We start from the raw sequence: 25,049 nt of genomic DNA, 5'->3' as shown, positions 1-25,049 counted from the left end.
ATCCTGCGTAGGGCTATTATTCGTGGCTGTGAGCACCGGGAAAAGCGACGCGGCGCCGGAGAAGCCGAACAAGAAGTCGGCCCGGCCGACCGTGCCCAAGATTTCCGATGACGTCTACGAAGCCGAATTGTTCAGGCTGCAAACGGAATTGGTGAAGCTTCAAGAGTGGGTGCGGCAGTCCGGGGCACGGCTGGTGGTGCTCTTCGAGGGCCGTGACGCCGCAGGCAAGGGCGGTGCCATCAAACGGATTACCGAATACCTCAGCCCGCGGATCGCACGCGTCGCCGCGTTGCCGGTGCCCTCGGATCGGGAACGCGGCCAGTGGTATTACCAGCGCTACATCGCCCACTTGCCCACCAAGGGCGAGATCGTGTTCTTCGACCGGTCCTGGTACAACCGGGCGGGCATCGAGAAAGTCATGGGGTTCTGCACGCCGCGCGAGTACGCGCTGTTCATGCGCCAGACGCCGATCTTCGAGCAGATGCTCATCGACGACGGGATCCTGTTGCGCAAGTACTGGTTCTCGGTCTCCGAGGCCGAACAGCTGCGCCGCTTCAAAGCGCGGCGCAACGACCCGGTCCGGCGATGGAAGCTGTCCCCGATCGACCTGGAATCGGTATACCGGTGGGAGGATTACTCACGCGCGAAGGACGAGATGATGGTGCACACCGATACCGTGGAGAGTCCCTGGTACGTCGTGGAATCCGATATCAAGAAGCACGCGCGACTGAACATGATGGCCCATTTGTTGTCCACCGTCCCCTACCGAGATGTCGAGATTCCCAAGGTCAAGCTGCCGGAGCGTCCCGTCGTCAGCGGTAACTACCAGCGCCCGCCGCGAGAGCTGTCGACCTACGTCGACGACTACGCGGCCACGCTGATTTAGCCGCCCATGACGGTCGTCTACATCCCGGCCACGCTGCCCATGTTGGCGCAGCTCGTCGCCGACGGTTCGTTGTGGCCGGTCAACGGCACGGCGTTCGCACTGACGCCGAGGCTGCGCGAGGCCTACGCCGAGGGTGACGACGACGAGCTCGCCGACGTGGCGCTGCGCGAGGCGGCGCTGGCGTCGTTGCGGTTGCTGGCCGCCGACGCGTCATCGGAGCCCCCGCCGCGCCGCGCGGTGCTGGCCGCCGACGTCGAGGACGTCACGTACCGTCCCGACCTCGACGACGCCGTGGTGAGGCTGGCCGGACCGGTGCCGATCGGCGACGTGATCGCCGCCTACGTCGACAACGCAGCCGCCGAACCGGCGGTGGCGAAGGCCGTCGAGGCGGTCGACGCCGCCGACCTGGGCGACGAGGATGCCGACCTGATCGTCGGTGACGCGCAAGACCACGATTTGGCCTGGTACGCCAACCAGGAGCTGCCGTTTCTGCTGGACCTGATGTGAGGCATTCGCTGCCCGGACACTAGCTACGGGACCGTAGGTTACGGTACCGTAGGTTTCGTGGAGCGCACAGAATCGATCACAATGTGAGGGCAAGCCAGACGCCGCATCGTGAGCAGGAGCTTCCCCTGGGCAGACGTAACCCCTCGATCACGGGCAACGTCGTCGACACCGCGCGACCTGTTGTCGCCGGCGCGGACCGGCATCCCGGCTGGCACGCGCTGCGCAAGCTCGCCGCGCGCATCACGACGCCGCTGTTGCCCGATGACTATCTGCACTTGGCCAACCCGCTGTGGTCGGCGCGCGAACTGCGCGGTCGGATCCTGCAGGTGCGCCGCGAGACCGAAGATTCCGCGACCCTGGTGATCAAGCCGGGGTGGGGCTTCAACTTCGACTACCAGCCCGGCCAGTACATCGGCATCGGGTTGCTGATGGACGGGCGCTGGCGCTGGCGGTCGTACTCGCTGACGTCGGCCCCGGCCGGCGGTAGCTCGCGCTCCGGTTCGGCGCGCACCGTGACCATCACCGTGAAAGCGATGCCGGAGGGGTTCCTGTCGTCGCACCTGGTTGCCGGTGTCGAGCCGGGCACCATCGTCCGGCTGGCCGCGCCGCAGGGTAACTTCGTGCTGCCCGACCCGGCGCCCGCGTCGATCCTGTTCCTCACCGCCGGCTCGGGCATCACCCCGGTGATGTCGATGCTGCGAACCCTGGTGCGGCGCAACCAGATCGGTGACATCGCCCACCTGCATTCGGCGCCTACCCAATCCGACGTCATGTTTCGTGCCGAGTTGACCGCGCTGGCCGCCGAGCACCCCGGCTACCGGATGCAATTGCGCGAGACGCGCACCCAGGGCCGGCTGGACCTGTCCGCGCTGGATCAGGGGGTGCCGGACTGGCGGGAACGCCAGACCTGGGCCTGCGGTCCGGAAGGCATGCTCGCCGAGGCCGAGCGGGTATGGTCGGCCGCCGGTGTCGGTGAGCGCCTGCACCTGGAGCGGTTCGCGGTGTCCAGGGCCGCACCCGCCGGCGCCGGTGGCGCCGTCACCTTCGCCCGAAGTGGTCGCACCGTCGCTGCCGACGCCGCGACGTCGCTGATGGACGCGGGCGAGGGCGCCGGAGTGCAGATGCCCTTCGGGTGCCGCATGGGGATCTGCCAGTCGTGTGTGGTCGGCCTGGTGGAGGGTCACGTCCGTGATCTGCGGACCGGCCAGGAGCATGACCCCGGGACTCGCGTGCAAACCTGTGTGTCCGCGGCTTCCGGCGATTGCGTGCTCGACATTTAGAGGCTACTCATAGGTAACCTACGGCTTCGTAGGTTACGATAGCGTAGGTCTGGAACGCGTTAAGGACCGAACAATCGACTCAGGGAGATAACGACGATGGCAATTACCGACGTCGACGTATTCGCCCATTTGACGGACGCCGATATCGAAAACCTGGCCGTTGAGCTCGATGCCATTCGCCAGGACGTGGAAGATTCACGCGGCGAGCGCGATGCTCGCTACATTCGCCGCACCATCGCGGCCCAGCGCGCGCTGGAGGTGACCGGCCGGCTGCTGCTGGCCGCCAGCTCGCGGCGCTCGGCCTGGTGGGCGGGGACGGTGACCCTGGGCGTGGCCAAGATCGTCGAGAACATGGAGATCGGCCACAACGTCATGCACGGCCAGTGGGACTGGATGAACGACCCCGAGATTCACTCCACCACGTGGGAGTGGGACATGAGCGGGTCGTCCAAGCACTGGCGCTACACGCACAACTTCGTGCACCACAAGTACACCAACATCCTCGGGATGGACGACGACGTCGGCTACGGGCTGCTGCGCGTCACCCGCGACCAGCGCTGGAAGCGCTTCAACATCTTCAACCTGGTGTACAACACGCTGCTCGCGCTGCTCTTCGAGTGGGGAGTCGGCCTGCAGCATGTGGAGCTGGGCAAGATCGCCAAGCGCCGCATGGACAACGAGGAAGCCAGGGAGCGGATCGACGAGTTCCTGGCCAAGGCGGGGCGCCAGGTGCTCAAGGACTACGTCGCGTTCCCGGCGCTGACCTCGCTGTCGCCCGGAGCCACCTACATGTCCACGTTGAAGGCCAACGCGACGGCCAACGTGATCCGCAACGTGTGGGCCAACGCGGTGATCTTCTGCGGCCACTTCCCCGACGGCGCAGAGAAATTCACCAAGACCGACATGATCGGCGAGACCAAGGGGCAGTGGTATCTGCGTCAGATGCTGGGCAGCGCCAACTTCGAGGCCGGCCCCGCGCTGCGGTTCATGAGCGGCAACCTGTGCCACCAGATCGAGCACCACCTGTACCCGGACCTGCCGAGCAACCGGCTGCACGAGATCTCGGTGCGGGTGCGCCAGGTGTGCGACAAGTACGACTTGCCTTACACCACAGGCTCTTTCCTGTTCCAGTACGCCAAGACGTGGCGCACACTGGCCAAGCTCTCGCTGCCGAACAAGTACCTGCGCGACGACGCCGACAACGCGCCGGAGACCCGCAGCGAGCGGATGTTCGCCGACCTCGAGCCCGGTTTCCTGGGCACCGATCCGGCCACCGGCCGGCGCCGCGGGCTGAAGTCCGCGATCGCAGCGGTGCGCGGCTGGCGGCGCGCCAAGCGGGCGACCGCGGACGGCGTCGCCGACGACGATCTGGCCGCCTGACCGCCGCGTGGTGTGCGGCGGACGATGTCACGGACTTAGCGGGTAGAAGTCCGCGGCGGCGATTGGCGCGACACCGAGTTCGCCAGCGACCGCGTCGAGCGATCGCTGCGCGATGCGTGGGTCCGCCTTGCGGCCGGGAACGAAATACGGCCCGACGTAGCGCTCGTAGAATCGCTCCGCTTCATCGCGGGTGAGCCGGTCGAGGAACCAGGCGACGTAGTCGACGGCCCTGCCCGGTTGTTCGGTCAGTAGCCGCAGCGCCCGCTCGTTGGCACGCACCAGCGCCTGCAGCGCCGGGTTATCCAGCGGGATGTGCACGGGGTCAACCACCACGCCCACGGTGGGGATCTGGAAATGATCGCCGACCCAGGCCAGCACGTGGAACCCCTCCTCCTCGGCGACCTGCTCGGGTGAGAGCGTGCTGCCCACGTAGGCCGCATCGATCGAGCCGTCCCGAAGCCGGCGCAGGTCCATCTGGTAGTCACCCGGATGGCGGACCACGCAGTCCAGGTCGCGGTCGGGGTCCAGGCCATGCTGACGCAGGACGATTCGCGCGAAAGTACCGGGCGGGCTACTGGCGGCGTGGACGGCCAGGCGCCGCCCGCGCAGCTGCGCCATGGACCTCACCTCGGCGTTTCCGAGAAACCAAAACAGCGGGCGATCGGTGCTGAAGCTCAGCGCCGTCCATCCGATTCCGTCGATCAGCCGCGACACCAGGGTGCGGCCCAGGCCGATCACGGCGCTGCGCCGCAGCCGTTCCGCCGGCCAGCTGACCCCGTCGCGGATGGCGACGTGGACGCCCTCATCCTCGAAGTAGCCCTCTTGGTCGGCGACATGGGCGACCAGCTCCTCGTGCAGGCCACGCCCGACATACGCCAAATCGATGGTCTGCACCGGCAACGGCCCCCTTCAGGTTCGATGACTCCACAAGTGGCGCAACTGCTTTCAGTCCATCGCGAGGCCGCCGTTGACCTCTAGGCAATGGCCGGTGGTGAAACCGGAATCCTCACTGGCCAGGAAGGCCACCGTCTTGGCTACCTCGTCGGGAGTAACCAGGCGACCCATCGGGTTGGCGGCGCCCAGTCGATGCACCTCGTCGCTCGCCAGCAGCGAGCTCGCCGTGGCATCGCCGACGGTGGCGGGCGAAACGAGATTGGCGGTGACGCCGTGTGGCGCCAGCTCGAGTGCGACGTAGCGGACGAACTGGTCCATCGCCGCCTTCGCGGTGCCCACCGTGATCATGCCGTCGCGGGGCCGCCGGGACAGTATCGTGGTGAGATAGACCAGACGGCCATAGCCACGGGAAATCATGTCCGGCACAACGGCTTTGGTAACCAGGAAAGCGGCACGCAGCTCCCGCTCCAGCTTGCCGCCGAGCTGCTCCCAACTCAGATCGGCGAACGAGGTGACGTCGTAAGGGATCAACGCGTTGTGCACCAGCACGTCCACCCGGCCCCACTTTTCGTTGGTCTGGTCGACCATCGCGGCGACGTCGTCTGGTGCGGTGACATCGGCCCGAATCGCTGTTGCCTCACCGCCGGATGCGGTCGCGGCCCTGACCACCTCTTCGGCTTCCTCGGCGCTGGACCGGTAGTTGACCACCACCCGAAACCCGCGTGACGCGAGGACCAGTGCCGTCGCCGCACCGATGCCCCGGCTGGCTCCGGTGATCACCGCGACACGAGTCATCGGGGTTACCTCCCTGGCGGGTCCCAACGGCCAGCCGGAACGATACGCCCCCAGTACTCCCCGGTAAAGATCGTGAATCAGCTCCGGCGTGCGAACGGTGGAGCATGCTCTGGAAACAAGCCGACGCCGATGGCGTAGGCGGGAACCGCGGACAGCGACGGTATCCAGCCGAAAAGCCTTGCGACAGAATTGCTGACAATGGGTGGGGGCGGTTTGACCTCGCCGCGCAGTACGGCAGGGACGAGGAAGCGCGCCGCGGCCTGCTGCACGGTCTGCGTCACGGCCGCGGGCAGGTATCGGCGTCGTTGGACGGCGGCCAGGTCACGCGTGGTGAGCCGATGCGCCGACAGGGGGTCGGCCAGCAGTCGGGCGGTGGCCACGGCGTCGGCGATCGCAAGGTTGATCCCGACTCCGCCGGCCGGGGACATCGCGTGGGCGGCGTCCCCGATGCACAGCAGTCCCTCCCGGTACCAACGGCGCAGCCGGTTCACCCGAACGTCAAGGATTTTGACCTCGTCCCACGATGTGAGGTTTTGCACCGAGGCTTCGGGGACCAGGTCGGCCACCTCAGCACGGAAGGTGTCGATTCCGCGGGCGTGCAATTGTTCCTCGCCGCCCTTGGGCAAAAAGCACCCGGCCTGGAAGTACCCTTCGCGCGGTATCAGCAGCAGCGTCAAGGTCGGCGAAGTACGGGGCGTCAGTTGATATTTCACTTCCTTTTTGGCGTCGAGCCGAAACCACCCGACATCGAACGGCACCGGGTATTCCCGCGCGGTCAAGCCGGCTTCGCGGCGCACGGTCGAGGTACGGCCGTCGCAGCCCACCGTGAGGTCGGCGCGCAGCTCTCCTGGGCCGTCGGGCCCGCGGTAGCGCACACCGGTGATGGTGTCGCCGTCGCGCAGCAGCCCGGTAACCTCGGTCTGCATCCGCAAGGTGAATGTTGGTTCCTCCTTGCCGGCCTCGGCGAGCAGGTCGAGAAGATCCCACTGGGGCACCAGCGCGATGTAGCGATGGGGTAGGTGCAGGCGACCGAAGTCGACGAAAGTGACCTGCCGCCCGTTGATTTCGAACTCGGCCTTTTTGAACTTGCTGTGCGGCAGCGCGTCGAAGCGGGAGAACAACCCCAGCTCGTCGAGCAAGCGCAGGGTGACCGGGTGCACGGTGTCGCCGCGAAAGTCACGAAGGAAGTCGGCGTGCTTTTCGAATACGGTGACCTCGACCCCGGCCCGGGCCAGCAGCAGCCCGAGGATCATTCCGGCTGGACCGCCTCCGGCAATCGCGCAGGTGGTGGATCGCGGTTCGGTCATTGTGTTCTTCGCTTCCGAGAGGCGTCGACAGCACGGACGAATGGATCGCGTCGTATCACACCACAGGTGGTGATGTCTTTGCTACCACCGAATGACGGCTACCGTAAGTCCTCCGCAGAGAAGACGTCGATCGCCCGCACGGGCGCCAACATCACCAGCGGGATCTGACGACGTGTCGACCTCTGGTAGGCGAGGTACGGCGGGTACAGGTGAGCCATGTAGGCCCACACCTCATGACGCTCCTCGCCTTCGGGTTCCCGCCAGGTGGCCTCGAATGCCTGGGTGGCGATCTGGACGCCGATTGTGCTGCTCGCTAACACATTCAGGTACCACTGCGGATGCGTGTCGGCGCCGCCCTTGGATGCGACGATGACGATTTCGCCGCCGACATTGCCGTAGATCAACGGCCTGACATAGCTTTTCCCGGACGTGCGACCCGCCACCTTGATCAGGCAGTGCATGGTCAGTTCACGGCCTCCGACCGCGCTCAGGTCCATGATGTGGCCCCGCACGCCGCCCGAGGTCAGATACGCCTCGAGGTGCTCGCTGATCCAGTCCTTTCGCGCCGCCCGGATCGATGCGGCGTCGTGGTCGCTCATGGGTGACATGCAACCATGCGCCCAGCGGGGTCTGGCCGTGGCCCCCGGCGGAACGGTCTCGGATTCTCAAAGCGCGGAGCAATACCCGGGCTGAGTGTGCTGGGGGATCGCTGTAACACCACCTACAGAGCCGGATAGCCCCACTGTGCACGTCCATTCACGAGCCACTGGTCACCTTGGCGGCCAGCGCCGCCAGCTTGGCATCGAGTTGCTCTGCGGCGCTGAGTAATTCCGCATTCTGCTCAACCACCATCAGCGACGACGGCTTGACGTAGGTCAGGCTGCTCCTGCCCTCGTCCTCCTCCAGCAACAGCAGCTCGACCGGGGCGAACAGCCCGGCCGTCACATCGTGGCGCAGCATGGTGATAGCGATCAGCGGGTTGCCGAGGATCACCCGCAGCGCCTTGCGGTCGATGCCGGCCTTGGGGATCCAGGAGCCGTGGTCGACCACGCCGAACAGCATGAATCCACTTGGGCCGACGTGGGATTCGACGCGCTCCTGATAGGACGGCCAGTCCTCGGTGACGGTGGCGATGTCGTTGATCGGCACCGGTTGCTCGCCGATGTCGGCGAGCAACGCGGCACGGAGTTGGTCGTAGCCCTTGGCGCTGTCGTAGCGCACTCGCACTCCGTCGAACTTGATCTCTTGGGGATTGCTCACGATCTCAGCCCAATCGCTCGATGATGGTGGCGTTGGCCATGCCACCGCCCTCGCACATGGTCTGCAGCCCGTAGCGTCCGCCGCGCTGTTCCAGGGCGTTGACGAGCGTGGTCGTCAAGCGGGCACCGCTGGCGCCCAACGGGTGACCGATCGCGATCGCGCCGCCGTTGACGTTGGTCTTGGCCAGATCGGCGCCGGTGTCCTTGGCCCAGGCCAGCACGACGGGGGCGAACGCCTCGTTCACCTCGAACAGGTCGATGTCGGCCAGCGTCAGCCCGGCGCGCCGCAACACCTTCTCGGTGGCCGGAATGACTCCGGTCAGCATGTAGAGCGGGTCGGAGCCCACCACGGTGGTGGTGTGGATTCGGGCCAGCGGGCGCAACCCCAGCTTTTTGGCGGCCTCGCTGCTGGTGATCAGCACCGCGGCGCTGCCATCGGACAGCGGTGAGGAGTTGCCGGGCGTGATCTCCCAATTGATTTGCGGGAACCGGGCTTTGGCCGCATCACTGTAGAACGCCGGCCGTAACCCGGCCAGTGTCTCGACCGTGGTCCCCGGGCGGATGATCTCATCGGTGGCCAGCCCGGCGATTGGAATGAGCTCGTTGTCGAACAGTCCTTCCTTGGTGGCGCGGGCGGCCTTCTCGTGGCTGCCGGCGGAGAACTCGTCGAGCTGGGCTCGCGAGAAGCCCCACTTCGCGGCGATCAGTTCGGCGCTGATGCCCTGCGGCACCAGGCCGTCGGGGTAGCGCCGGGTCATGTCTTCGCCCATCGGGTTGCTGCCCGGTGGCACCTGGGAGCCCATCGGCACGCGGCTCATCGACTCCACGCCGCTGGCGATCACCAGGTCGTAGGCGCCGGCGATCACGCCCTGGGCGGCGAAGCTGATGGCCTGCTGGCTGCTGCCGCACTGGCGGTCGATCGTCACGCCGGGAACCGACTCCGGGAACCCCGCGCCCAGCAAGGCGTTACGGGCGATGTTGGCCGCCTGGTCGCCCACCTGGGTGACGGCTCCGGCGATGACGTCGTCGACCTGGGCCGGGTCCACGCCGGTGCGCGCGACCAGTTCGCGCAGGCTGTGTGCCAGCAGGTCGGCGGGCAACACGTCGTGCAAAGCACCACTGGCCTTGCCCTTGCCGATGGGCGTGCGGACGGCTCCGACGATGACCGCGTCGCGGACCCCAAAACTGGGATGGCTCGTCATGACTCCTCCTCGAGTCGATCTCGATCTAGGTATAGACCGCTGTACCCAGATAAACACCTCGGTATGCTTAAAGCAACTCAGCTGCGGAGGTGATTTAGATGACACTGCTGCAAGGACCGCTGGCCGACCGCGACGCCTGGTCGGCGGTGGGCGAGTGCGCGATCGAGAAGACGATGGCGGTCGTCGGAACCAAATCCGCGATGCTCATCATGCGCGAGGCGTACTACGGCACCACCCGGTTCGACGACTTCGCCCGGCGGGTGGGCATCACCAAGGCCGCCACCTCGGCGCGGCTGAGCGAACTGGTCGAACTCGGGCTGCTGCGACGCCAGCCCTATCGGGAGCCCGGGCAGCGCAGCCGCGACGAGTACGTGCTCACCGATGCCGGCATCGATTTCATGCCGGTGGTGTGGGCGCTGTTCGAGTGGGGGAGGCGTCACCTGCCCGGCCGCCACCGGCTGCAGTTGACGCACTTGGGCTGCGGTGCCGAGGCAGGCGTCGAAATGCGTTGCAAGGAAGGTCATCTGGTGCCGCCCGACGAGCTCGGTATGCGGCTGGCTAAGAAGCCTGGTTGAGCGCGGCCAGCAGCCGGCGGGCCGCGGCGACGCGGCGCGCGGCGGGCCCGGTCAGCACGTCCAGCGCGCACTCGGGGTCGGCCGGCGGCCCCATGTGCCCGCAGCCGCGCGGGCAATCCGCGATGGCCTCGGCCAGGTCGGAGAACGCCATCATCACGTCGTCGGGCTGGATGTGCGCCAGCCCGAAGGAGCGGATGCCCGGCGTGTCGATCACCCAGCCGGTGGTGCCCAGCGGCTCGGTCAACGGCAGCGCCACCGACTGCGTCGACGTGTGCCGTCCCCGGCCGATGTCGGTCACGTCGCCGACGGCGCGGTCCGCGTCGGGCACCAGGCGGTTCACCAGGGTGGACTTGCCGACACCGGAATGCCCGAGCAGCACGGTGATCTTGCCCGCCAGCAAGTCCGCCACGGCCAGCAGCGGATCGTCGCGGCCGGCGGTGACCACCGTCAGGTCCAGGTCGACGAACTGCTCCGCGAACGGCTCCGGCGGGGCGAGGTCGGTCTTGGTCAGGCACAGGATGGGCGTGAGACCGCCGGCGTAGGCGGCGATCAGCGCCCGGTCCACCAGGCCGGTCCGGGGCGGCGGGTCGGCCAGCGCCACCACGATCAGCAGCTGATCGGCGTTGGCGACCACCACCCGTTCCGTCGGATCGGTGTCATCGGCGGTGCGCCGCAACACCGTTCGGCGCTCCCCACGGCGCACGATGCGGGCCAGCGTGTCCGGTCGCCCGGACAGATCACCGACCACGTCGACGTCATCGCCCACCACGATCGGGGTGCGGCCCAGCTCGCGGGCCCGCATGGCGGTGACCCGGCGATCGACATCCCCGCCCAGCACGCACCCCCAGCGGCCACGGTCGACGCTGACCACCATGGCGGGCTCGGCGTCAGCGTGCTCGGGGCGGGTCTTGGTCCGCGGCCGCGAGCCGCGGCCGGACCGGATCTTGACGTCGGATTCGTCGTAGTCGCCGGGCCTCACATGCCGCGCTCTTCCCCGGCCTCCAGCATGCGTGCCCACAGCTGCGGAAAGTCCGGCAGCGTCTTGCTGGTGGCGCCGATGTCGTCGACCTCGACCCCCTTCACCCGCAGCCCGACGATGGCACCCGCCATCGCCATCCGGTGGTCGGCATACGAGTGCCAGACCCCGGGTTGCAGCGGCGTCGCGGTGATCTCCAGGCCGTCGGGGGTTTCGGTGCAGTCGCCGCCCAGCCGGTTGATCTCGGTGCTCAGCGCCGCCAGCCGGTCGGTTTCGTGGCCGCGCAGATGCGCGATGCCGGACAGCCGCGACACCGACCCCGGCGTCGCCAGCGCCGCCAGCGCGGCCACCGACGGCGTCAGCTCGCCGACCGCGCGCAGATCGACGTCGAAGCCACCGTAGTCCCCGGACCCGCGCGCCTCCAGGAACGAATCATCCTGCGTGACAACGGCATTCAACCTGCTCAAGACGTCCAGGATGTGGTCGGCGGGCTGCACGCTGTTCGCCGGCCAGCCGGTGATGCGCACCGCGCCGCCGCTGACCACCGCCGCCGCCAGAAAGGGAACCGCGTTGGTCAGATCCGGCTCGACCTCCCAGTGCCGCGCCGCCACCGGTCCCGGTCGCACCGCCCAGCGGTTCGGGACGGAGTCGTCGACGTCGACGCCGGCCTGACGCAGCATCACCACCGTCATGGCGATGTGCGGCGCCGACGGCAGCGACGCACCGATGTGCTGCACGGTCAGGCCCTCGGTGAACGAGGCCGCGCACAACAACAGCCCGGAGACGAATTGTGAAGAGGCCGACGCGTCCACGTCGACGCTGCCGCCGACGACCGAACCGGTGCCCAGCACCCGGAACGGAAGACCGGAGCCGTCGATCCGGACGCCCAGCCCGCGCAGGGCGTCCAGCAGCGGCAAGATGGGCCGCGCCCGGGCCTGCTCGTCGCCGTCGAACTCCACCGCCGATTCGGCCAGCGCCGCCAGCGGTGGCACGAATCGCAGCACCGTGCCGGCCAGGCCGCAATCGACTTGCGTCGGCGGCTCCGGGGCGACGCGGCCGCTGACCGTCAGCTCCGTCTCGTCACCGTCGACGCGCAAGCCCAGCGTGCGCAGCGCCCCGATCATCAGGTCGGTATCGCGGCTGCGCAGCGCCCCGCTGATCGTCGGTGTGCCCTGGCCCAGGGCGGCCGCCAGCCCAGCGAGCACCAGGGCCCGGTTGGTCTGCGACTTCGAACCCGGAACCGTCACGGTCGCCTGCACGGGCTGCGATGCCACGGGGGCTGTCCACGTACTCATCGGTCCATCATCGCCTGTCGCCGGTTTCTGCCACCATGGAATGCATGTGTGGACGGTTCGCGGTGACAACCGATCCGGCCCTGCTGGCCGAGAAGATCAAGGCGATCGACGAGGCCACCAGCGCCGACGCCGGTGCGAGCGCGCCCAACTACAACGTGGCGCCGACCTCGACGATCGCGACCGTTGTCAGCCGGCATTCCGAGCCCGAGGACCAGCCGACGCGGCGGGTGCGGCTGATGCGCTGGGGCTTGGTGCCGCCGTGGGCCAAGGCCGGTGCCGACGGAGCGCCCGAGACCAAGGGGCCGATGCTGATCAACGCGCGCGCGGACAAGGTCACCACCTCACCCGCCTTCCGGGCCAGCGCCAAGTCCAAGCGTTGCCTGATTCCGATGGACGGCTACTACGAATGGCGGGTCAACTCGGACGACGCGGCCGGCAAGAAGACCCGCAAGACGCCGTTTTTCATGTACTCCGATGACGGCGAGCCGCTGTTCATGGCGGGCCTGTGGTCGGTTTGGAAACCGGCCAAGGACGCTTCACCGCTGCTGAGCTGCACCATCATCACCACCGACGCGCCGGGGGAGCTGGCGCAGATCCACGATCGGATGCCGCTGGTGCTGCCGGAGCGCGACTGGGACTCCTGGCTCGACCCGGACGCCGCGGTCGACGAGGAACTGCTGACCCGCACGCCCGATGTGCGCGCCATCCGGATGCGCGAGGTGTCGACGTTGGTCAACAACGTCCGCAACAACGGCCCCCAGCTGCTCGAGCCTGCCGAGCCGCAGCCCGAACAGATGAAAATCCTGTAGCGCTGCTCAGCCGGTTACGCCGCCTCATCGTCGTCTCCATCGCGCAGCAGTTTCTCGGGGTGATGGAAGGTGTTGATGCGCGGTTGGCCACGGTCCAAGTGCGGGGGCGGGATCCATTCGGTGTCACCGCGCGCGTTCTTGCGGGTGGTCCAGCCGCCGGGTGTCAGGAGGCGGTGTTGGGGGCCACAGGCGAAGGTCAAATCGTTGACGTCGGTGCTGTGGCAGGTGGCGTAGTCGGTGACGTGATGGAGTTCGCAGTAGTAGGCGGGCACGGTACAGCCCGGGGCCGAACACCCGCGATCCTTGGCGTACAACACAATTCGCTGTCCGTGTGAGGCCAGGCGCTTAGTGTGATAGAGCGCCAGGGCCTTGCCCTTGTCGAAGATCGCCAGATAGTGACGGGCGTGGCGGGCCAGGCGGATCACGTCGCTCATCGGTAGGAGGGTGCCGCCGCCGGTTAGCCCGCGCCCGGCGGCCGCTTCCAGCTCGGCCAGCGTGGTGGTGACGACGATGGAGGCCGGTAACCCGTTGTGCTGGCCCAGCTTTCCGGAGGCCAACATCGCGCGCAGGGCAGCGTTGAGTCCGTCGTGGTTGCGCTGGGCGGCCGATCGCGGGTCGCGGTCGATGGCGTCCTGGGTCGGTGCGCCGTCGATACACGGCGTCTCGTCGAACGGGTTGCACATGCCCGGTGCGGCCAGTTTGGCCAGCACGGCTTCCAGGGTGGCGCGTGCTTCGGGTGTCAGCCAGCCGCGCAGCTGCGACATGCCGTCGGCTTGCTGATTACCCAGTGTGAGGCCGCGCTGCCGGGCGCGGTCCTCGTCGGTGAAGTTGCCGTCGGGGTTGAGGCAATCGGCCAAGACGGCTGCCAGCTTGTCGAGTTGTTCGGGCCGATACCTGGTTCCCTCCATGGCGAGTTTGGCCTCGGCCTGCTCGCGGGTGCCCGTGTCTATCCAGCCGGGCAATTGGTGGTAGAACTTGCGGATCACCGCGACCTGACCCGGTCCCAGCGTGCCGTCGCGTTGCGCGGCCGCGGTGGCGGGCAGCATTGGCGGCACGGGTTCGCCGGTCAGGCCATGGCGCGGCCCGAGATCGCGCGCCTCCTTGATGCGCCGGGATGCTTCGGAGCGGCTGATCAGCGTCGCCTCGGTCATCGCATGGGTCAGCGTGCCACCGAGTTCTTGGGATGGTGCCCGGCGCGCAAGGGAATTGACGATCGGATGCTCGACAGCCGGCAATCGGCGGCGCACCTTTTCGCAGCGTTCCAACACCGCCAACTGCTCGCGAGCGGCCAAAGCATCACAGTCATACCCGACCAGGTCGTCGAGGGCGGCGTCGATGGTGTCAAACGCCGCCGACAAGGCCTCCCGATCTACGCTCACACCCCGAAACTATCGGAGCCCACCGACAAAAATCGTCGGCCAGAGACTCCTGAAACCACAGTGACACCAGTGATTTCAGGCGCGGCGGACCGGGGCGGGTGAGCGCGGCGGACGGCCGAATCAGTTGCTGAGGACCAACTTCCAGTTGCCGTTGACGTTACGATCCGGAACGCACCAGAAGTTGTTCCAGCTTCCCGGCGTGGTGGCCTTGACGCCCGGGCCGGCGTTCTGACACGCCTCCCGCGTCGGGTAGTTGCCCTCCGTCTGGATCGTGTCGGCGCCGCTGACGCCCACGCCGATCGTCAACAGCCCGGCCATTGCCAGCAGAGCTGCTGCGGCAAAACGCTTCATGTCCATCGGTCAACGGTATGCGGAATGGGCAGACCGAGGAGGGCTTTTCACGGACTTTCAACTTCGCTAAGGCGAGAGCGCCACCACGGTGACCGGGCTGCAGGTACGCGCGATGGGCGTCATGGGAGGATCGCCAGTCATGAGGGTCACCGAATGAACACCGTCGATTTCGACTTCACCGGCGCGCACGTGCTGGTGACCGGCGGCACCAGAGGCATCGGCAACGCGATCGCCACCGGTTTCGCCGCTGCCGGTGCCGCGGTCACGGTGACCGGCACCCGCGGCTCGGCCGCGGACTATCCCGAGACCCAGTTGGACGCGTTCACCTACCATCAGTGCCGGATCCAGGATCCCGAATCCGTTGCCGCCCTGGCTGATTCGCTGGGAGACCTGGACATCCTGATCAACAACGCGGGCGGGCCCTACCCCGCCGGCGACGAATATGACCCGGATGGCTACGCCGCGTCGGTCACCCAGAACATGCTGGGCCCGATGCGGCTGACCATGCTGTGCCATGAGCGCCTCAAGTCCAGCCGGGCCCCCGGCGGCGCGAGCGTCGTCAGCGTGGTCTCGATGTCCGCATTCCGCTCGGCGGTGTTCGTCCCGGGCTACGCCTCGTCGAAGATGGGCCTGATCGCCCTGACGATGAACTTGTCTCGCCGGTGGGCCAACGACGGAATCCGGGTCAACGCCATCGCGCCAGGGCTCATCGACACCCGAATGACGCGCCCCGCCATGGGAGTTCCCGAACTGGTGGACGCCGAGATCGGCTTCCACACGCCGCTGGGCAGGCCCGGAAAGCCTCAGGAGTGCGTCGGTGCCGCACTGTTCCTGTGTACCGACGCCGCGTCGTACATCACCGGCAGCACCATCGCCGTCGACGGCGGATACCTGACAGTCTGAGCCCTGCGCGATTTCGACAACATCGGCGAGGCGATCGAATCGGCCCACACGCCTGGGGCCGCGGACAAGGTCGTCGTCACGTTCGGCTGATGTCGGCGGTGATCGCGCCGGTGAGGCGGATCAGATCCTGCGGCGCCACCGCGACCTCCCAACCCCGACGGCCGGCGCTGCAGAACACCCGCTCCCACGCCAGCGCACCGGAATCGACCACCGTCGGCAGCTGCTTGCGCTGACCGAACGGCGACACCGCACCGACCACATAACCGGTGCTGCGCTCGGCGACCGCGGCCTCGGCCATCGACGCCCTGGCGACGCCCAGCGCGGCGGCGGCCGCCTTCAGCGACAGCCGCGCGGTCGCCGGCACGATCGCGACCGCCAGCCCACCGGGCACCGCGATGATGAGGGTCTTGTAAATCTGTCCGGGTTCGATGCCGGCGGCCTCGGTGAGCGCCCTGACCGCCTGCGCGCCGAACGATTGCTCCCGCCGATCGTGATCGAACGTCAGGACTTGGTGCGGCACACCGGCTTTCACCAACGCAGCAATGCCCGGTGTGGCGGCCACCGGCTACTTCCGATGGTCGTGACCCGCCACGACCGGCTGCGCCGCGCTCGCGATCACGACTAGGGGCCCGTGTACCCCGGCGGGTTGACGCCGTCTACCCAGAAGTCGACGCCCAGCTTGGAGCCGGGGATGCAGTCGTAGGTCGACAGGTCGGTGACGCCGGAATCCACCAGCACGTCCTCGCACAGCAGCATGTTGCCGGTGAACTCCTTGGCCGGCTTGTTGAGGATGACGTAGGCCGCGTCGGAGTAGATCTCCGGCTTGCGGGCGCGTCCCATCGCCTCGTCGCCGCCGAGCAGGTTCTGCACCGCGGCCGTCGCCACCAGCGTGCGCGGCCACAACGTGTTGGAGGCGATGCCCTCCTCGCGCATTTCCTGCGCGATTCCCAACGCGCACAACGTCATACCGAACTTGGCCATCATGTACGCGGTCGGCTTCAGCCATTCCTGGCCCAGCAGCACCGGCGGGGACAGCGTCAAAATGTGCGGGTTCTCCCGGCCCTTCATGTGGGGCAGGCAGGCTTGCGACACCGCGTAGGTGCCGCGCACCTGAATGCCGTTCATCAGGTCGAACCGCTTCATCGGCACCTCGGCGATGGACCCCAGGTTGATCGCCGACGCGTTGTTGACGCAGATGTCGATGCCGCCGAACTGCTCGACGGTTTTGGCCACGGCCGCCTCAACCGAATCCGGGTCGCGGACGTCCCCGACGATCGGCAGGGCCTGCCCGCCGGCTTCCTCGAGTTCCTTGGCCGCGGTGAAGACCGTTCCCGGCAGCTTGGGGTGCGGCTCGGCCGTCTTGGCGATCAGCGCGATGTTGGCACCATCCTGTGCGGCGCGCTTGGCGATCGCCAGGCCGATGCCGCGGCTGGCGCCGGAGATGAACATGGTCTTGCCGTGAAGAGACATGGCGTCACACTAACGCCACGCCCGAATCGGCCGGATCGGGGTGGCCCGGCCGGTATCGCCCAAATCGTGCTGCGGAAATAGCGGGGTCGCGCGCGCTGTTGATCTTGACGGTCTCACATGCGGTGGAGCGGACCCGGACAAAGAGTGTCGGGGTCAGCCTTTAGATTGGAAGGAGCAGTGTGGTGTCAACGGCGACGAGCCTGTTAGGCGAGGAGCGGTTGGCTGGCTTCCTTGCGAGTCCGGTGGCGCTTTCGGTGCTCGCCGGTAACACCGCCGCAGAAGGGACCGGGTTGATCGACATGGCCGACTCTGATGATGGCCGCGATGACGCGACAGGGCCCGAGATCGCCGCGTCCGCGGCGCACGAAGAGACGGACGCGGAACTGACGGCGCGATTCGAACGCGACGCGATCCCCCTGCTTGACCAGCTCTACGGCGGCGCGCTGCGCATGACGCGCAATCCCGCCGACGCCGAAGATCTGCTGCAAGAGACCATGGTCAAGGCCTATGCGGGATTCCGCTCCTTCCGGGCCGGCACCAACCTCAAGGCGTGGCTGTACCGGATCCTGACCAACACCTACATCAACAGCTACCGCAAGAAGCAGCGCCAGCCCGCGGAGTATCCAACCGAGGAGATCACCGACTGGCAGCTGGCCTCGAACGCCGAGCATTCGTCCACCGGGCTGCGCTCGGCCGAGGTGGAGGCGCTGGAGGCGCTGCCGGACTCGGAGATCAAAGAGGCGCTGGCGGCGTTGCCGGAGGAATTCCGGATGGCCGTCTACTACGCCGACGTCGAAGGCTTTCCATACAAGGAAATCGCCGAGATCATGGATACGCCGATCGGAACGGTAATGTCACGGCTGCACCGCGGCCGCCGGCAGCTGCGCGGCCTGTTGGCCGACGTCGCCAAGGAGCGGGGTTTCAACCGTGGTCAGCAGAGGCACGAGGAGGTGTCGTCATGAGCGAGTTCTCCGGCCCGGGCGCTGCCTCGCCCGATGCCTGCCCCAACGACGAATCCCACGGCAGCGTCGGCTGCGCGGAGGTCATCCGCCAGGTCTGGCTGCTGCTCGACGGGGAATGCGGCCCGGACACCCGCGAGCAGCTGCGCAAGCATCTCGAGGCGTGCCCCGGCTGCTTCAAGCACTACGGGCTCGAAGAGCGGATCAAGGCGTTGATCGCCACCAAATGCCGCGGTGAGAAGGCCCCCGAGGGACTGCGCGAGCGGCTACGGCTCGAAATCCGGCGCACCACCATCATCCGGGGTGCGCAGTAGCGTCCCTCAGGCGTTGGGGCGCTTGCCGTGATTGGCCTTGCTGTGCTTGCGGTCGCGCTTCTTACGGCCTCGTTTGGCCATGGTGAAAACCTCCGTGATTGCTTGTCAAACCAGGCGCCCGGCGCCCGTTGGCTTGACCGCCATTGTCTCACGAGACGTCCTGTGCAGTGTCTTCGCCCTCGTGGCAGCCACTCGGGGCCCCGTGCGCCGCGGCGCCGGCCGGTGCTGTGGTTCGATGTATCCGAGCCTGATAGGCCTATAGAACCGTGATGACCAGCAGCCAGCCTGCGCGAAGGCCGAGACTAGTGGGGTGAAGATGGCGGAGGATGTGCGCGCCGAGATCGTGGCCAGCGTGCTCGAAGTCGTTGTGAACGAGGGTGACCAGATCGGCAAGGGCGACACCGTGGTGCTGCTGGAGTCGATGAAGATGGAGATCCCCGTCCTGGCCGAAGTCGGCGGCACCGTCAGCAAGGTCAGCGTGTCGGTTGGCGATGTGATTCAGGCCGGCGACCTCATCGCGGTCATCAGCTAGCCATCGGGCCCCAACAACCAGCCGCCGGGGAACGACCCGGGGAGTAAGCGATGTCAACTCTCGGTGACCTGCTCGCCGAACACACCATGCTGCCGGGCAACGCGGTGGACCACCTGCACGCCGTGGTCGGGGAGTGGCAGCTGCTGGCCGACCTGTCGTTCGCCGACTATCTGATGTGGGTGCGGCGTGATGACGGCGTGCTGGTCTGCGTGGCGCAATGCCGGCCGAACACCGCGCCGACGGCGCTGCAGACCGACGCGGTGGGCACCGCCGTCGGATCCGATCGGTTGGCGATCGTGGCCGACACGTTCGCGTCGGGCACCGCCCAACGGAACGGCACTGCGGGACATGAAGATGCGTGGCTGCCCGGCACCCACGTCGAGGCCTCTCCGGTGCGCTACGGCGGCAACGTGGTGGCCGTGCTCACCCACCATCAGACGGCATTGGCCGCCGACCGCGCGTCCGGTCAGCTGGAGATCGCCTACCGGGAGTGCGCCGCCGATCTGGTCCACATGCTCGCCCAGGGGACCTTTCCCGACGTCGGGGACGTGGTCATGTCCCGCTCCACCCCGCGCGCGGGCGATGGCTTCATCCGCCTCGACGTGCACGGCGTCGTCGCCTACGCCAGTCCCAACGCGCTGTCGGCCTACCACCGGATGGGCCTGACCACCGAGCTGGAGGGGCACAACCTCATCGAGGTCACCCGCCCGCTGATCTCCGACCCGTTCGAGGCGCAGGAAGTGGCCGAACACGTGCAAGATCTGGTGGCCGGCGGCCGCAGCATGCGCATGGAGGTCGACGCCGGGGGAGCCACCGTGCTGCTGCGCACGCTGCCGTTGATGGTCGACGGCGCCAGCGCCGGTGCGGCGGTGCTGATCCGCGACGTCACCGAGGTCAAGCGTCGCGACCGGGCCTTGATATCCAAGGACGCCACCATCCGGGAGATCCACCACCGGGTGAAGAACAACCTGCAAACCGTGGCGGCGCTGTTGCGCCTGCAGGCCCGCCGGACCGTCAACGCGGAGGGGCGGGAGGCCCTGATCGAGTCGGTGCGCCGGGTGTCGTCGATCGCGCTGGTGCACGACGCCCTGTCGATGTCGGTGGACGAGCAGGTCAACCTCGACGAGGTGATCGACCGGATCCTGCCGATCATGAACGACGTGGCGTCGGTGGACCGGCCCATTCGCATCAACCGGGTCGGGGATCTGGGCGTGTTGGACTCCGACCGGGCCACCGCGCTGATCATGGTGATCACCGAATTGGTGCAGAACGCGATCGAACACGCTTTTGACCCGGCGGTGGAAGAGGGTTCGGTGACGATCCGCGCCGAGCGCTCCGCACGCTGGCTCGACGTCGTGGTGCACGACGACGGTCGCGGGCTGCCGGAGGGATTCAGCTTGGAGACCTCCGACAGTCTGGGCCTGCAGATCGTGCGGACCCTGGTGTCGGCCGAGTTGGACGGCACGCTGGGCATGCGTCAGGCGCCCGCCAGGGGCACCGACGTGGTGCTACGGGTGCCGATCGGCCGGCGGACCCGTTTGCTGCTATAGGCGCGCGGCACCGAACCCACACGCCGAACCCACACGCAAAGGTGCGGCCCCGACTTTCGTCGAGGCCGCACCTTTTGCGTTTAGTGGGCTATACCCCGCTGCGGGCCTTCGTCCGGGCGTTGCGACGCTTCAGTGCACGCCGCTCGTCTTCGCTCATGCCGCCCCAGACGCCCGAGTCCTGGCCCGTGTTCAGAGCCCACCCCAGGCACTCTGTGGTCACCGGGCACCGATTGCAGACCAGTTTCGCGTCAGCGATCTGCGCGAGCGCCGGGCCGCTGTTCCCTACCGGGAAGAACAGCTCCGGGTCTTCGTCGCGACAGACCGCCTTGTGGCGCCAATCCATACGTCTTTACTCCTCACTGAGTGCGCAGCAAGGCGCACGGCCATTTTTTCGGCTGTTTAACGCTTGCAGAAGAAAAGGAGTCCGGACTCCTACGTAAACTCTGCATGCAACCTTTTGATCGTTTCACAGGCTCAACAGATGTCAATAGTGTGAGTTCGCTCGTGGGCTATCTCACTTTGATCAACTCGTAGCCAAGCCCTTACTCAGTTGTACTACACTCCACGGGCCGCTTCGGCGTAATGCCGTCCCCGCGCGGGGCAAGGGCGCGACATCACCGCAGGTCAGTGCCGTTTCTGGTGGGGAGGGGCAACCACCGCCAGCGCGTCCGGGACCGCTTTGAACGTCATGGTTTCGCGCACGCCGAGGTAATCGCCGTCGAACTGGCACGCGACGGGGCCTGCGGTCGAGGTAACTCGCAGGGATGGCAGGTCGTCCTCGGTGATGAGGTGCTTGAACTCGAATCTGGGCCGTTTGGCGAACATCTGCCGCACGATTCGCAGGGTGGGGATCGGCTTCATGGTGGTGGGCGCGAACACCCCCAGGCCCGACTCGAAGCTGCAGCCGGGGTTGGTCCACACCGGCCGTTCGTTGGCGAACGTCCACGGGCTGGAGTTGGAGATGAACGCGAAGCTGACCCCGGGGATGGGTTCGCGGCCGGGGAGTTCGAGCGTCAGCGCCGGTTCGCGGCGGGTATAGCCCCACACGGCGGGTACCGCCGCGCGGATGTAGCGCCACGCCGAAACCTTGCCGCCCTTGTCCCGTTCGGCCTCGACCGCGGCCACCACCTCGGCGTCAACGCCCATGCCGGTGTTGAACACGGCCCAGCGCTCGCCGCAGTCGATCAGGCCGATCCGGCGCCAGGCGCCGCGCCGCCGATGGTCGTCGAGCAACTGGATGAGCTGGTTGGTGGCCGCGACGGGATCCGTGGAGATGCCCAGGGACCGGGCCAGCACGTTCGCCGAACCGCCCGGCACCACGGCAACCGCGGGTACCGGGCCGCTCGGCAGCGGCCCCGGCCGGCCGAGCAGCCCGTTGACCACCGCGCTCACCGTGCCGTCGCCACCGTGCACGACCACCAGATCGATAGCGTCGGCCACCGCCTTCTCCGCCAGCTCGGTGCCATGACCGCGATGGTTGGTGTGCTCGACGGTCAGCTGCAGGCGGCTTTTGAGCGCGTGCGCCAACAGGTCGCGAGCGGCCGGACTGGTGGAAGTTGCTGTGGGGTTGACGATCAGCACGGCCTGCATGAGGCACGAGCTTAGGCGGTGCGACGATGCGCGCCGCAGGGCGGCGTGAGGAGAAGCGCCGCAATCGGGCTAGGCGGTGCGACGATGCGCGCCGCAGGGGGAACAGCGGGCGGCCGCCCTGACTACGCTGACGCTGTGACGCCGCCCGCCGCCCCGACCGCCGTTCGCCGCGCCGGCCTGATCGTCGTGTTGCAGGGAATCGCGGCGCTGATCGTGGCGGCGGTGTTGGTGGTGCGCGGCATCGCGGGCGCTGATCAGCAGGTGGCCAACGGCTTGGCGACGGCGGGCTGGTTCGTCCTGGCCGGTGCCGGGGTGATCGCCGCGGGACGCGCTTTGATCCGCGGCAAGCGCTGGGGCCGTGGCCTGGCCGTGATCACCCAGCTGCTGTTGCTGCCGGTGGCGTGGTACCTCGCAGTCGGATCACACCAGCCGGGTTTCGGGGTTCCGGCGGGTGCGGCGGCGCTGATCGTGCTCGGCCTGCTGTTCAGCCCCGCCGCGGTGCGCTGGGCCGCCGGCGATCAGGGCGACTCGGCCAGCCCGGCCAACGGCGCCCCGGACAGCCGGTAGGTCGTCCATTCGTTTTGTGGCTCCCCGCCGATGCCGTCATAGAGGGCGATGGCGTCGGAGTTCCAATTCAGCACCGACCAGGACAGCCGGGTGTAGCCCCGCCGCACGCATTCGGACGCCAGCGCCGCCAGCAGCGCCCGGGCCAGCCCGCGCCGGCGAAACTCCGGCCGCACGAACAGGTCTTCCAGGTAGATGCCCGCCACGCCGTCCCAGGTGGAGAAGTTGACGAACCACAGCGCCATTGCCGCGAGCTCGCCGCCGACCTCCGCAACGTGGCCGTAAACCGTCGGCGGATCGCCGAAAAGCGCTGCGGCGATTTGCGTTTCGGTCACCGTGCACTGATCGGCGGCCTGCTCGAATTCGGCCAGCGCGTGGATCATTTCGGTGATCGCGACGGCGTCGCGGGGCGCGGCGCGACGGATGTGCCGGCTCATTGCTCGACTCCCAGGGCGTTGAGGATGGTGCCGAATTTCGTTGTGGTTTCCGCGACTTCCTCGTCGGGGTCGGATTCGGCGACGATACCGCCGCCGGCGCGCGCCAGCGCGGTGCGCCGGTCGGCCGACAGCTGCGCGCAGCGCAGCGACACCACCCAGCGGCCGTCGCCGCGGGCGTCACACCAGCCCACCGCCCCGGCGTAGAACCCGCGGTCGCCTTCCAGTTCGGTGATCAACCCAATCGCGGCCTTGGTCGGTACCCCGCCGACGGCCGGGGTGGGATGCAGCGCCAACGCCAAATCGATTGCGGTGCTTGATGTATCACGCAGCCGTCCGGTGATCGGCGTGCACAGATGCCAGACGGTGGCGGTGCTGCTCAGCTGCGGTTCGGCGGCGATGGACAGGTCGTCGCACAGCGGCTCCAGGGCGGCCCTGATGGTCTCGATGACCAGCTGGTGCTCGTGTCGGTTCTTGGCCGAGGCGGCCAGCGTGGCGCCGTTGGCGGCGTCGGTCCGCGGGTCGGCGGCGCGCGGGGCCGACCCGGCGAACGGCCGGCACTCGACGCGGTCGCCGCGGCGCGCCACCAACAGTTCGGGGCTGGCGCCCACCAGCACCGCCCCCGCGTATCGGTCGCCGGCGGTGGTCAGGTCGACGAGGTAGCCGTAGGCCCCCGGGTCGGCGGCGATGAGCCGGCGCAGGAGCACGCGCGCATCGAGCGGGGCGTCGGCGACCAGCCGCAGGGCGCGGGCCAGCACCACCTTGTCCAGCGGGTTGTCGGCCGCGGCGAGTTGTTCGCACGCCCGGCGGATCCTGTCCCGGTAGTCGATCAGCGGCGGCACTGCTTCGGCCACCCGAACCGGCGGCAGGTCGCCGGCCGGCCAGTCCGGCGGCCCATCCGTGAAGTTCACCGTCTCCGGCGTCAGCAACGCGGCCGGCCCGGAGACGTCAAAAGGCAACGCGCCCAAGACCATCGGCGCTTCCCCGGAGCGCAAGGCGGCCTGCGCCGCGCCGGCGTCGCGGTAGCGTCGCCGCACCCCGTCGGCGATCAGGGTCCGGGTCGGCCCGCACAGCGCGAACGGTGGCTCGTGATTCAGCTGCTCGACTCCTTCACGCGCCGCGGTGCGGCGCGCATCGTCGTGTTCACCGCTCACTGACCGGTCAATCCGAGCGCCCGCAGCTGGCGCACCCCGTGCTCGAATCCGCAGACCGCGATCGACGCGGTGATCATCCCGAACCGGCTGCCCTCGACGAGCGGCAGTTCGACCCAGCGCGTGATCACCGCCCGGGAGAAGTGGCCGTGGCTGACGAAGACCACGTCGCGCGACTCCATGTGCTGCAGCGCCGTCGCGACGGCCGCGTCGGCGCGCTCGCTGACCTGCGCGACGGTCTCACCGCCGGGACAGCCGTGCGTCCACACCAGCCAATCGGGCACCGTCTCGCGGATCTGCTCGGTGGTCAGGCCCTCGTAGGCGCCGTAGTCCCACTCCGCCAGCAGCTCGGACACCTCGTCGACGGACAGCCCGGCCAACCGCGCGGTGGCCAGGGCACGCTGCCGCGGGCTGCTGATCACCAGCGGGTCAACGAGTTTGAGTTCTCCGAGCACGCGGCCGGCCAGCTTGGCCTGCTTTCGGCCGGCCTCGGTCAGCTCGACCTCGGTGCGGCCGGTGTGCTGGCCCGATTTCGACCACTCGGTCTCGCCGTGACGCAGCAGCACCAGACGGTGGTTGTGCAAGCCCATATCGGTTGATTCTGCCGGACGACTCGCGGTGGTTGCTCGGGCCGAAGCGCTCGGCGGGCGAACATGCCAGGATGGCACTGTAAACCGCACGCGACGA

General features: G+C 67.9%; 30 protein-coding genes. 12 read left to right on the top strand and 18 right to left on the bottom strand.

The window, feature by feature from the left end; genetic code table 11:
- The first annotated feature begins 28 nt into the window (after nucleotides 1-28).
- The 4 genes from ppk2 (at nucleotide 29) to ACIUM1_RS08790 (ending at nucleotide 4,053) form a co-directional block, all read left to right on the top strand.
- Nucleotides 29-886, top strand: a complete 858-nt coding sequence (gene ppk2 / locus ACIUM1_RS08805; RefSeq protein WP_406816803.1) for a polyphosphate kinase 2 — start codon at nucleotides 29-31, stop codon at nucleotides 884-886.
- Nucleotides 887-892: 6 nt separating this feature from the next.
- Entirely contained in the window at nucleotides 893-1,393 is a 501-nt protein-coding gene (locus ACIUM1_RS08800; protein WP_406816802.1) for a DUF6912 family protein, read from the top strand.
- Nucleotides 1,394-1,518: 125 nt separating this feature from the next.
- A complete protein-coding gene (locus ACIUM1_RS08795; RefSeq protein WP_406817599.1) occupies nucleotides 1,519-2,673 on the top strand; it encodes a ferredoxin reductase in 1,155 nt (384 codons plus the stop codon).
- A gap of 96 nt (nucleotides 2,674-2,769) precedes the next feature.
- Entirely contained in the window at nucleotides 2,770-4,053 is a 1,284-nt protein-coding gene (locus ACIUM1_RS08790; protein ID WP_406816801.1) for a fatty acid desaturase family protein, read from the top strand.
- Nucleotides 4,054-4,080: 27 nt separating this feature from the next.
- Here ACIUM1_RS08790 and ACIUM1_RS08785 read toward each other — a convergent pair whose 3' ends face one another.
- The 6 genes from ACIUM1_RS08785 to ACIUM1_RS08760 all read right to left on the bottom strand — a co-directional run bounded on the left by ACIUM1_RS08785 (nucleotide 4,081) and on the right by ACIUM1_RS08760 (nucleotide 9,510).
- Nucleotides 4,081-4,947, bottom strand: a complete 867-nt coding sequence (locus tag ACIUM1_RS08785; RefSeq protein ID WP_406816800.1) for an ABC transporter substrate-binding protein — start codon at nucleotides 4,945-4,947, stop codon at nucleotides 4,081-4,083.
- Nucleotides 4,948-4,998: 51 nt separating this feature from the next.
- Nucleotides 4,999-5,742 carry an SDR family NAD(P)-dependent oxidoreductase gene (locus ACIUM1_RS08780; RefSeq protein WP_406816799.1) on the bottom strand — a complete coding sequence of 248 codons (744 nt, stop codon included), beginning with the start codon at nucleotides 5,740-5,742 and terminating at the stop codon, nucleotides 4,999-5,001.
- A 77-nt stretch (nucleotides 5,743-5,819) separates the two neighbouring features.
- A complete protein-coding gene (locus ACIUM1_RS08775; RefSeq protein WP_406816798.1) occupies nucleotides 5,820-7,049 on the bottom strand; it encodes an FAD-dependent oxidoreductase in 1,230 nt (409 codons plus the stop codon).
- 98 nt (nucleotides 7,050-7,147) lie between these two features.
- Complete coding sequence (locus ACIUM1_RS08770) at nucleotides 7,148-7,648, bottom strand: nitroreductase/quinone reductase family protein (RefSeq protein WP_406816797.1); 501 nt, start codon at nucleotides 7,646-7,648, stop codon at nucleotides 7,148-7,150.
- Nucleotides 7,649-7,805: 157 nt separating this feature from the next.
- Complete coding sequence (locus tag ACIUM1_RS08765) at nucleotides 7,806-8,309, bottom strand: DUF302 domain-containing protein (RefSeq protein WP_406816796.1); 504 nt, start codon at nucleotides 8,307-8,309, stop codon at nucleotides 7,806-7,808.
- A gap of 4 nt (nucleotides 8,310-8,313) precedes the next feature.
- The gene (locus tag ACIUM1_RS08760) at nucleotides 8,314-9,510 is read right to left on the bottom strand and encodes a thiolase family protein (protein WP_406816795.1); all 1,197 of its coding nucleotides are present in this window, start codon (nucleotides 9,508-9,510) and stop codon (nucleotides 8,314-8,316) included.
- Between the two features lie 98 nt (nucleotides 9,511-9,608).
- Here ACIUM1_RS08760 and ACIUM1_RS08755 point away from each other — a divergent pair, with 98 nt between their 5' ends.
- Complete coding sequence (locus ACIUM1_RS08755; RefSeq protein WP_406816794.1) at nucleotides 9,609-10,085, top strand: winged helix-turn-helix transcriptional regulator; 477 nt, start codon at nucleotides 9,609-9,611, stop codon at nucleotides 10,083-10,085.
- Here the strand turns inward: ACIUM1_RS08755 and rsgA are convergent.
- On the bottom strand, nucleotides 10,069-11,064 hold the full coding sequence (gene rsgA, locus ACIUM1_RS08750) for a ribosome small subunit-dependent GTPase A (protein ID WP_406816793.1): 996 nt from the start codon (nucleotides 11,062-11,064) through the stop codon (nucleotides 10,069-10,071). The genes ACIUM1_RS08755 and rsgA overlap by 17 nt on opposite strands.
- Nucleotides 11,061-12,356 carry a 3-phosphoshikimate 1-carboxyvinyltransferase gene (gene aroA, locus ACIUM1_RS08745; RefSeq protein ID WP_406816792.1) on the bottom strand — a complete coding sequence of 432 codons (1,296 nt, stop codon included), beginning with the start codon at nucleotides 12,354-12,356 and terminating at the stop codon, nucleotides 11,061-11,063. Before aroA ends, rsgA begins: the two co-directional genes overlap by 4 nt.
- A gap of 44 nt (nucleotides 12,357-12,400) precedes the next feature.
- Here aroA and ACIUM1_RS08740 point away from each other — a divergent pair, with 44 nt between their 5' ends.
- Nucleotides 12,401-13,165, top strand: coding sequence for an SOS response-associated peptidase (locus ACIUM1_RS08740; protein WP_406816791.1), 765 nt, complete (start codon nucleotides 12,401-12,403; stop codon nucleotides 13,163-13,165).
- 14 nt (nucleotides 13,166-13,179) lie between these two features.
- On the opposite strand, the gene ACIUM1_RS08735 is transcribed toward ACIUM1_RS08740, so the two are convergent.
- Nucleotides 13,180-14,544, bottom strand: coding sequence for an HNH endonuclease signature motif containing protein (locus ACIUM1_RS08735; protein ID WP_406816790.1), 1,365 nt, complete (start codon nucleotides 14,542-14,544; stop codon nucleotides 13,180-13,182).
- Between the two features lie 120 nt (nucleotides 14,545-14,664).
- Entirely contained in the window at nucleotides 14,665-14,901 is a 237-nt protein-coding gene (locus ACIUM1_RS08730) for a hypothetical protein (RefSeq protein ID WP_406816789.1), read from the bottom strand.
- Nucleotides 14,902-15,048: 147 nt separating this feature from the next.
- Here ACIUM1_RS08730 and ACIUM1_RS08725 point away from each other — a divergent pair, with 147 nt between their 5' ends.
- Entirely contained in the window at nucleotides 15,049-15,798 is a 750-nt protein-coding gene (locus ACIUM1_RS08725) for an SDR family NAD(P)-dependent oxidoreductase (RefSeq protein ID WP_406816788.1), read from the top strand.
- Between the two features lie 76 nt (nucleotides 15,799-15,874).
- Here the strand turns inward: ACIUM1_RS08725 and ACIUM1_RS08720 are convergent, their stop codons facing one another.
- Together ACIUM1_RS08720 and ACIUM1_RS08715 are read right to left on the bottom strand one after the other, a co-directional pair.
- The gene (locus tag ACIUM1_RS08720) at nucleotides 15,875-16,360 is read right to left on the bottom strand and encodes a YbaK/EbsC family protein (protein ID WP_406816787.1); all 486 of its coding nucleotides are present in this window, start codon (nucleotides 16,358-16,360) and stop codon (nucleotides 15,875-15,877) included.
- Nucleotides 16,361-16,419: 59 nt separating this feature from the next.
- The gene (locus tag ACIUM1_RS08715; RefSeq protein WP_406816786.1) at nucleotides 16,420-17,268 is read right to left on the bottom strand and encodes an SDR family oxidoreductase; all 849 of its coding nucleotides are present in this window, start codon (nucleotides 17,266-17,268) and stop codon (nucleotides 16,420-16,422) included.
- Between the two features lie 179 nt (nucleotides 17,269-17,447).
- Here ACIUM1_RS08715 and ACIUM1_RS08710 point away from each other — a divergent pair, with 179 nt between their 5' ends.
- Together ACIUM1_RS08710 and rsrA are read left to right on the top strand one after the other, a co-directional pair.
- The gene (locus tag ACIUM1_RS08710; protein WP_406816785.1) at nucleotides 17,448-18,230 is read left to right on the top strand and encodes a sigma-70 family RNA polymerase sigma factor; all 783 of its coding nucleotides are present in this window, start codon (nucleotides 17,448-17,450) and stop codon (nucleotides 18,228-18,230) included.
- Nucleotides 18,227-18,541, top strand: coding sequence for a mycothiol system anti-sigma-R factor (gene rsrA, locus ACIUM1_RS08705; RefSeq protein WP_406816784.1), 315 nt, complete (start codon nucleotides 18,227-18,229; stop codon nucleotides 18,539-18,541). Before ACIUM1_RS08710 ends, rsrA begins: the two co-directional genes overlap by 4 nt.
- A gap of 6 nt (nucleotides 18,542-18,547) precedes the next feature.
- Here the strand turns inward: rsrA and ACIUM1_RS08700 are convergent, their stop codons facing one another.
- Nucleotides 18,548-18,622 (bottom strand): 50S ribosomal protein bL37, encoded by a 75-nt coding sequence (locus tag ACIUM1_RS08700; RefSeq protein WP_011728008.1) that lies wholly within the window; start codon nucleotides 18,620-18,622, stop codon nucleotides 18,548-18,550.
- Nucleotides 18,623-18,857: 235 nt separating this feature from the next.
- Between ACIUM1_RS08700 and ACIUM1_RS08695 the strand changes: the two genes are divergently transcribed.
- Together ACIUM1_RS08695 and ACIUM1_RS08690 are read left to right on the top strand one after the other, a co-directional pair.
- The gene (locus ACIUM1_RS08695) at nucleotides 18,858-19,073 is read left to right on the top strand and encodes a biotin/lipoyl-binding carrier protein (RefSeq protein ID WP_225329925.1); all 216 of its coding nucleotides are present in this window, start codon (nucleotides 18,858-18,860) and stop codon (nucleotides 19,071-19,073) included.
- A gap of 50 nt (nucleotides 19,074-19,123) precedes the next feature.
- A complete protein-coding gene (locus tag ACIUM1_RS08690; protein ID WP_406816783.1) occupies nucleotides 19,124-20,623 on the top strand; it encodes a sensor histidine kinase in 1,500 nt (499 codons plus the stop codon).
- A gap of 88 nt (nucleotides 20,624-20,711) precedes the next feature.
- Here ACIUM1_RS08690 and whiB1 read toward each other — a convergent pair whose 3' ends face one another.
- Both whiB1 and ACIUM1_RS08680 read right to left on the bottom strand, forming a co-directional pair.
- Nucleotides 20,712-20,966, bottom strand: coding sequence for a transcriptional regulator WhiB1 (whiB1, locus tag ACIUM1_RS08685; RefSeq protein WP_003874607.1), 255 nt, complete (start codon nucleotides 20,964-20,966; stop codon nucleotides 20,712-20,714).
- 281 nt (nucleotides 20,967-21,247) lie between these two features.
- Nucleotides 21,248-22,213, bottom strand: coding sequence for a diacylglycerol/lipid kinase family protein (locus ACIUM1_RS08680; RefSeq protein WP_406816782.1), 966 nt, complete (start codon nucleotides 22,211-22,213; stop codon nucleotides 21,248-21,250).
- A gap of 135 nt (nucleotides 22,214-22,348) precedes the next feature.
- Here ACIUM1_RS08680 and ACIUM1_RS08675 point away from each other — a divergent pair, with 135 nt between their 5' ends.
- Nucleotides 22,349-22,780 (top strand): hypothetical protein, encoded by a 432-nt coding sequence (locus ACIUM1_RS08675; RefSeq protein WP_406816781.1) that lies wholly within the window; start codon nucleotides 22,349-22,351, stop codon nucleotides 22,778-22,780.
- Here the strand turns inward: ACIUM1_RS08675 and ACIUM1_RS08670 are convergent.
- From ACIUM1_RS08670 to ACIUM1_RS08660, 3 genes are read right to left on the bottom strand one after another with little or no spacing between them, the layout of a single operon-like run.
- Nucleotides 22,732-23,214 carry an N-acetyltransferase family protein gene (locus ACIUM1_RS08670; protein WP_406816780.1) on the bottom strand — a complete coding sequence of 161 codons (483 nt, stop codon included), beginning with the start codon at nucleotides 23,212-23,214 and terminating at the stop codon, nucleotides 22,732-22,734. The two genes, ACIUM1_RS08675 and ACIUM1_RS08670, sit on opposite strands and share 49 nt — an antisense overlap.
- A complete protein-coding gene (locus tag ACIUM1_RS08665) occupies nucleotides 23,211-24,308 on the bottom strand; it encodes an isochorismate synthase MenF (protein ID WP_406817598.1) in 1,098 nt (365 codons plus the stop codon). Before ACIUM1_RS08665 ends, ACIUM1_RS08670 begins: the two co-directional genes overlap by 4 nt.
- 53 nt (nucleotides 24,309-24,361) lie before the next feature.
- A complete protein-coding gene (locus ACIUM1_RS08660) occupies nucleotides 24,362-24,952 on the bottom strand; it encodes an acid phosphatase (protein ID WP_406816779.1) in 591 nt (196 codons plus the stop codon).
- Nucleotides 24,953-25,049: the final 97 nt, after the last annotated feature.

The organism is Mycobacterium sp. M23085, from assembly GCF_045343915.1.
In the GTDB taxonomy this organism is placed as follows: domain Bacteria; phylum Actinomycetota; class Actinomycetes; order Mycobacteriales; family Mycobacteriaceae; genus Mycobacterium.
Note: the sequence above shows the minus strand (reverse complement) of the source record. Positions and strands in the feature narration are given on the sequence as shown.

Excerpts from the sequence above, each read along its gene's own strand:
- ACIUM1_RS08800 (WP_406816802.1), top strand. The coding sequence starts at position 893 with ATGACGGTCGTCTACATCCCGGCCACGCTGCCCATGTTGGCGCAGCTC.
- ACIUM1_RS08790 (WP_406816801.1), top strand. The coding sequence starts at position 2,770 with ATGGCAATTACCGACGTCGACGTATTCGCCCATTTGACGGACGCCGAT.
- ACIUM1_RS08780 (WP_406816799.1), bottom strand. The coding sequence starts at position 5,742 with ATGACTCGTGTCGCGGTGATCACCGGAGCCAGCCGGGGCATCGGTGCG.
- ACIUM1_RS08775 (WP_406816798.1), bottom strand. The coding sequence starts at position 7,049 with ATGACCGAACCGCGATCCACCACCTGCGCGATTGCCGGAGGCGGTCCA.
- ACIUM1_RS08770 (WP_406816797.1), bottom strand. The coding sequence starts at position 7,648 with ATGAGCGACCACGACGCCGCATCGATCCGGGCGGCGCGAAAGGACTGG.
- ACIUM1_RS08760 (WP_406816795.1), bottom strand. The coding sequence starts at position 9,510 with ATGACGAGCCATCCCAGTTTTGGGGTCCGCGACGCGGTCATCGTCGGA.
- ACIUM1_RS08755 (WP_406816794.1), top strand. The coding sequence starts at position 9,609 with ATGACACTGCTGCAAGGACCGCTGGCCGACCGCGACGCCTGGTCGGCG.
- aroA (WP_406816792.1), bottom strand. The coding sequence starts at position 12,356 with ATGAGTACGTGGACAGCCCCCGTGGCATCGCAGCCCGTGCAGGCGACC.
- ACIUM1_RS08740 (WP_406816791.1), top strand. The coding sequence starts at position 12,401 with ATGTGTGGACGGTTCGCGGTGACAACCGATCCGGCCCTGCTGGCCGAG.
- ACIUM1_RS08730 (WP_406816789.1), bottom strand. The coding sequence starts at position 14,901 with ATGGACATGAAGCGTTTTGCCGCAGCAGCTCTGCTGGCAATGGCCGGG.
- ACIUM1_RS08725 (WP_406816788.1), top strand. The coding sequence starts at position 15,049 with ATGAACACCGTCGATTTCGACTTCACCGGCGCGCACGTGCTGGTGACC.
- ACIUM1_RS08715 (WP_406816786.1), bottom strand. The coding sequence starts at position 17,268 with ATGTCTCTTCACGGCAAGACCATGTTCATCTCCGGCGCCAGCCGCGGC.
- rsrA (WP_406816784.1), top strand. The coding sequence starts at position 18,227 with ATGAGCGAGTTCTCCGGCCCGGGCGCTGCCTCGCCCGATGCCTGCCCC.
- ACIUM1_RS08695 (WP_225329925.1), top strand. The coding sequence starts at position 18,858 with ATGGCGGAGGATGTGCGCGCCGAGATCGTGGCCAGCGTGCTCGAAGTC.
- ACIUM1_RS08690 (WP_406816783.1), top strand. The coding sequence starts at position 19,124 with ATGTCAACTCTCGGTGACCTGCTCGCCGAACACACCATGCTGCCGGGC.
- whiB1 (WP_003874607.1), bottom strand. The coding sequence starts at position 20,966 with ATGGATTGGCGCCACAAGGCGGTCTGTCGCGACGAAGACCCGGAGCTG.
- ACIUM1_RS08680 (WP_406816782.1), bottom strand. The coding sequence starts at position 22,213 with ATGCAGGCCGTGCTGATCGTCAACCCCACAGCAACTTCCACCAGTCCG.
- ACIUM1_RS08670 (WP_406816780.1), bottom strand. The coding sequence starts at position 23,214 with ATGAGCCGGCACATCCGTCGCGCCGCGCCCCGCGACGCCGTCGCGATC.
- ACIUM1_RS08660 (WP_406816779.1), bottom strand. The coding sequence starts at position 24,952 with ATGGGCTTGCACAACCACCGTCTGGTGCTGCTGCGTCACGGCGAGACC.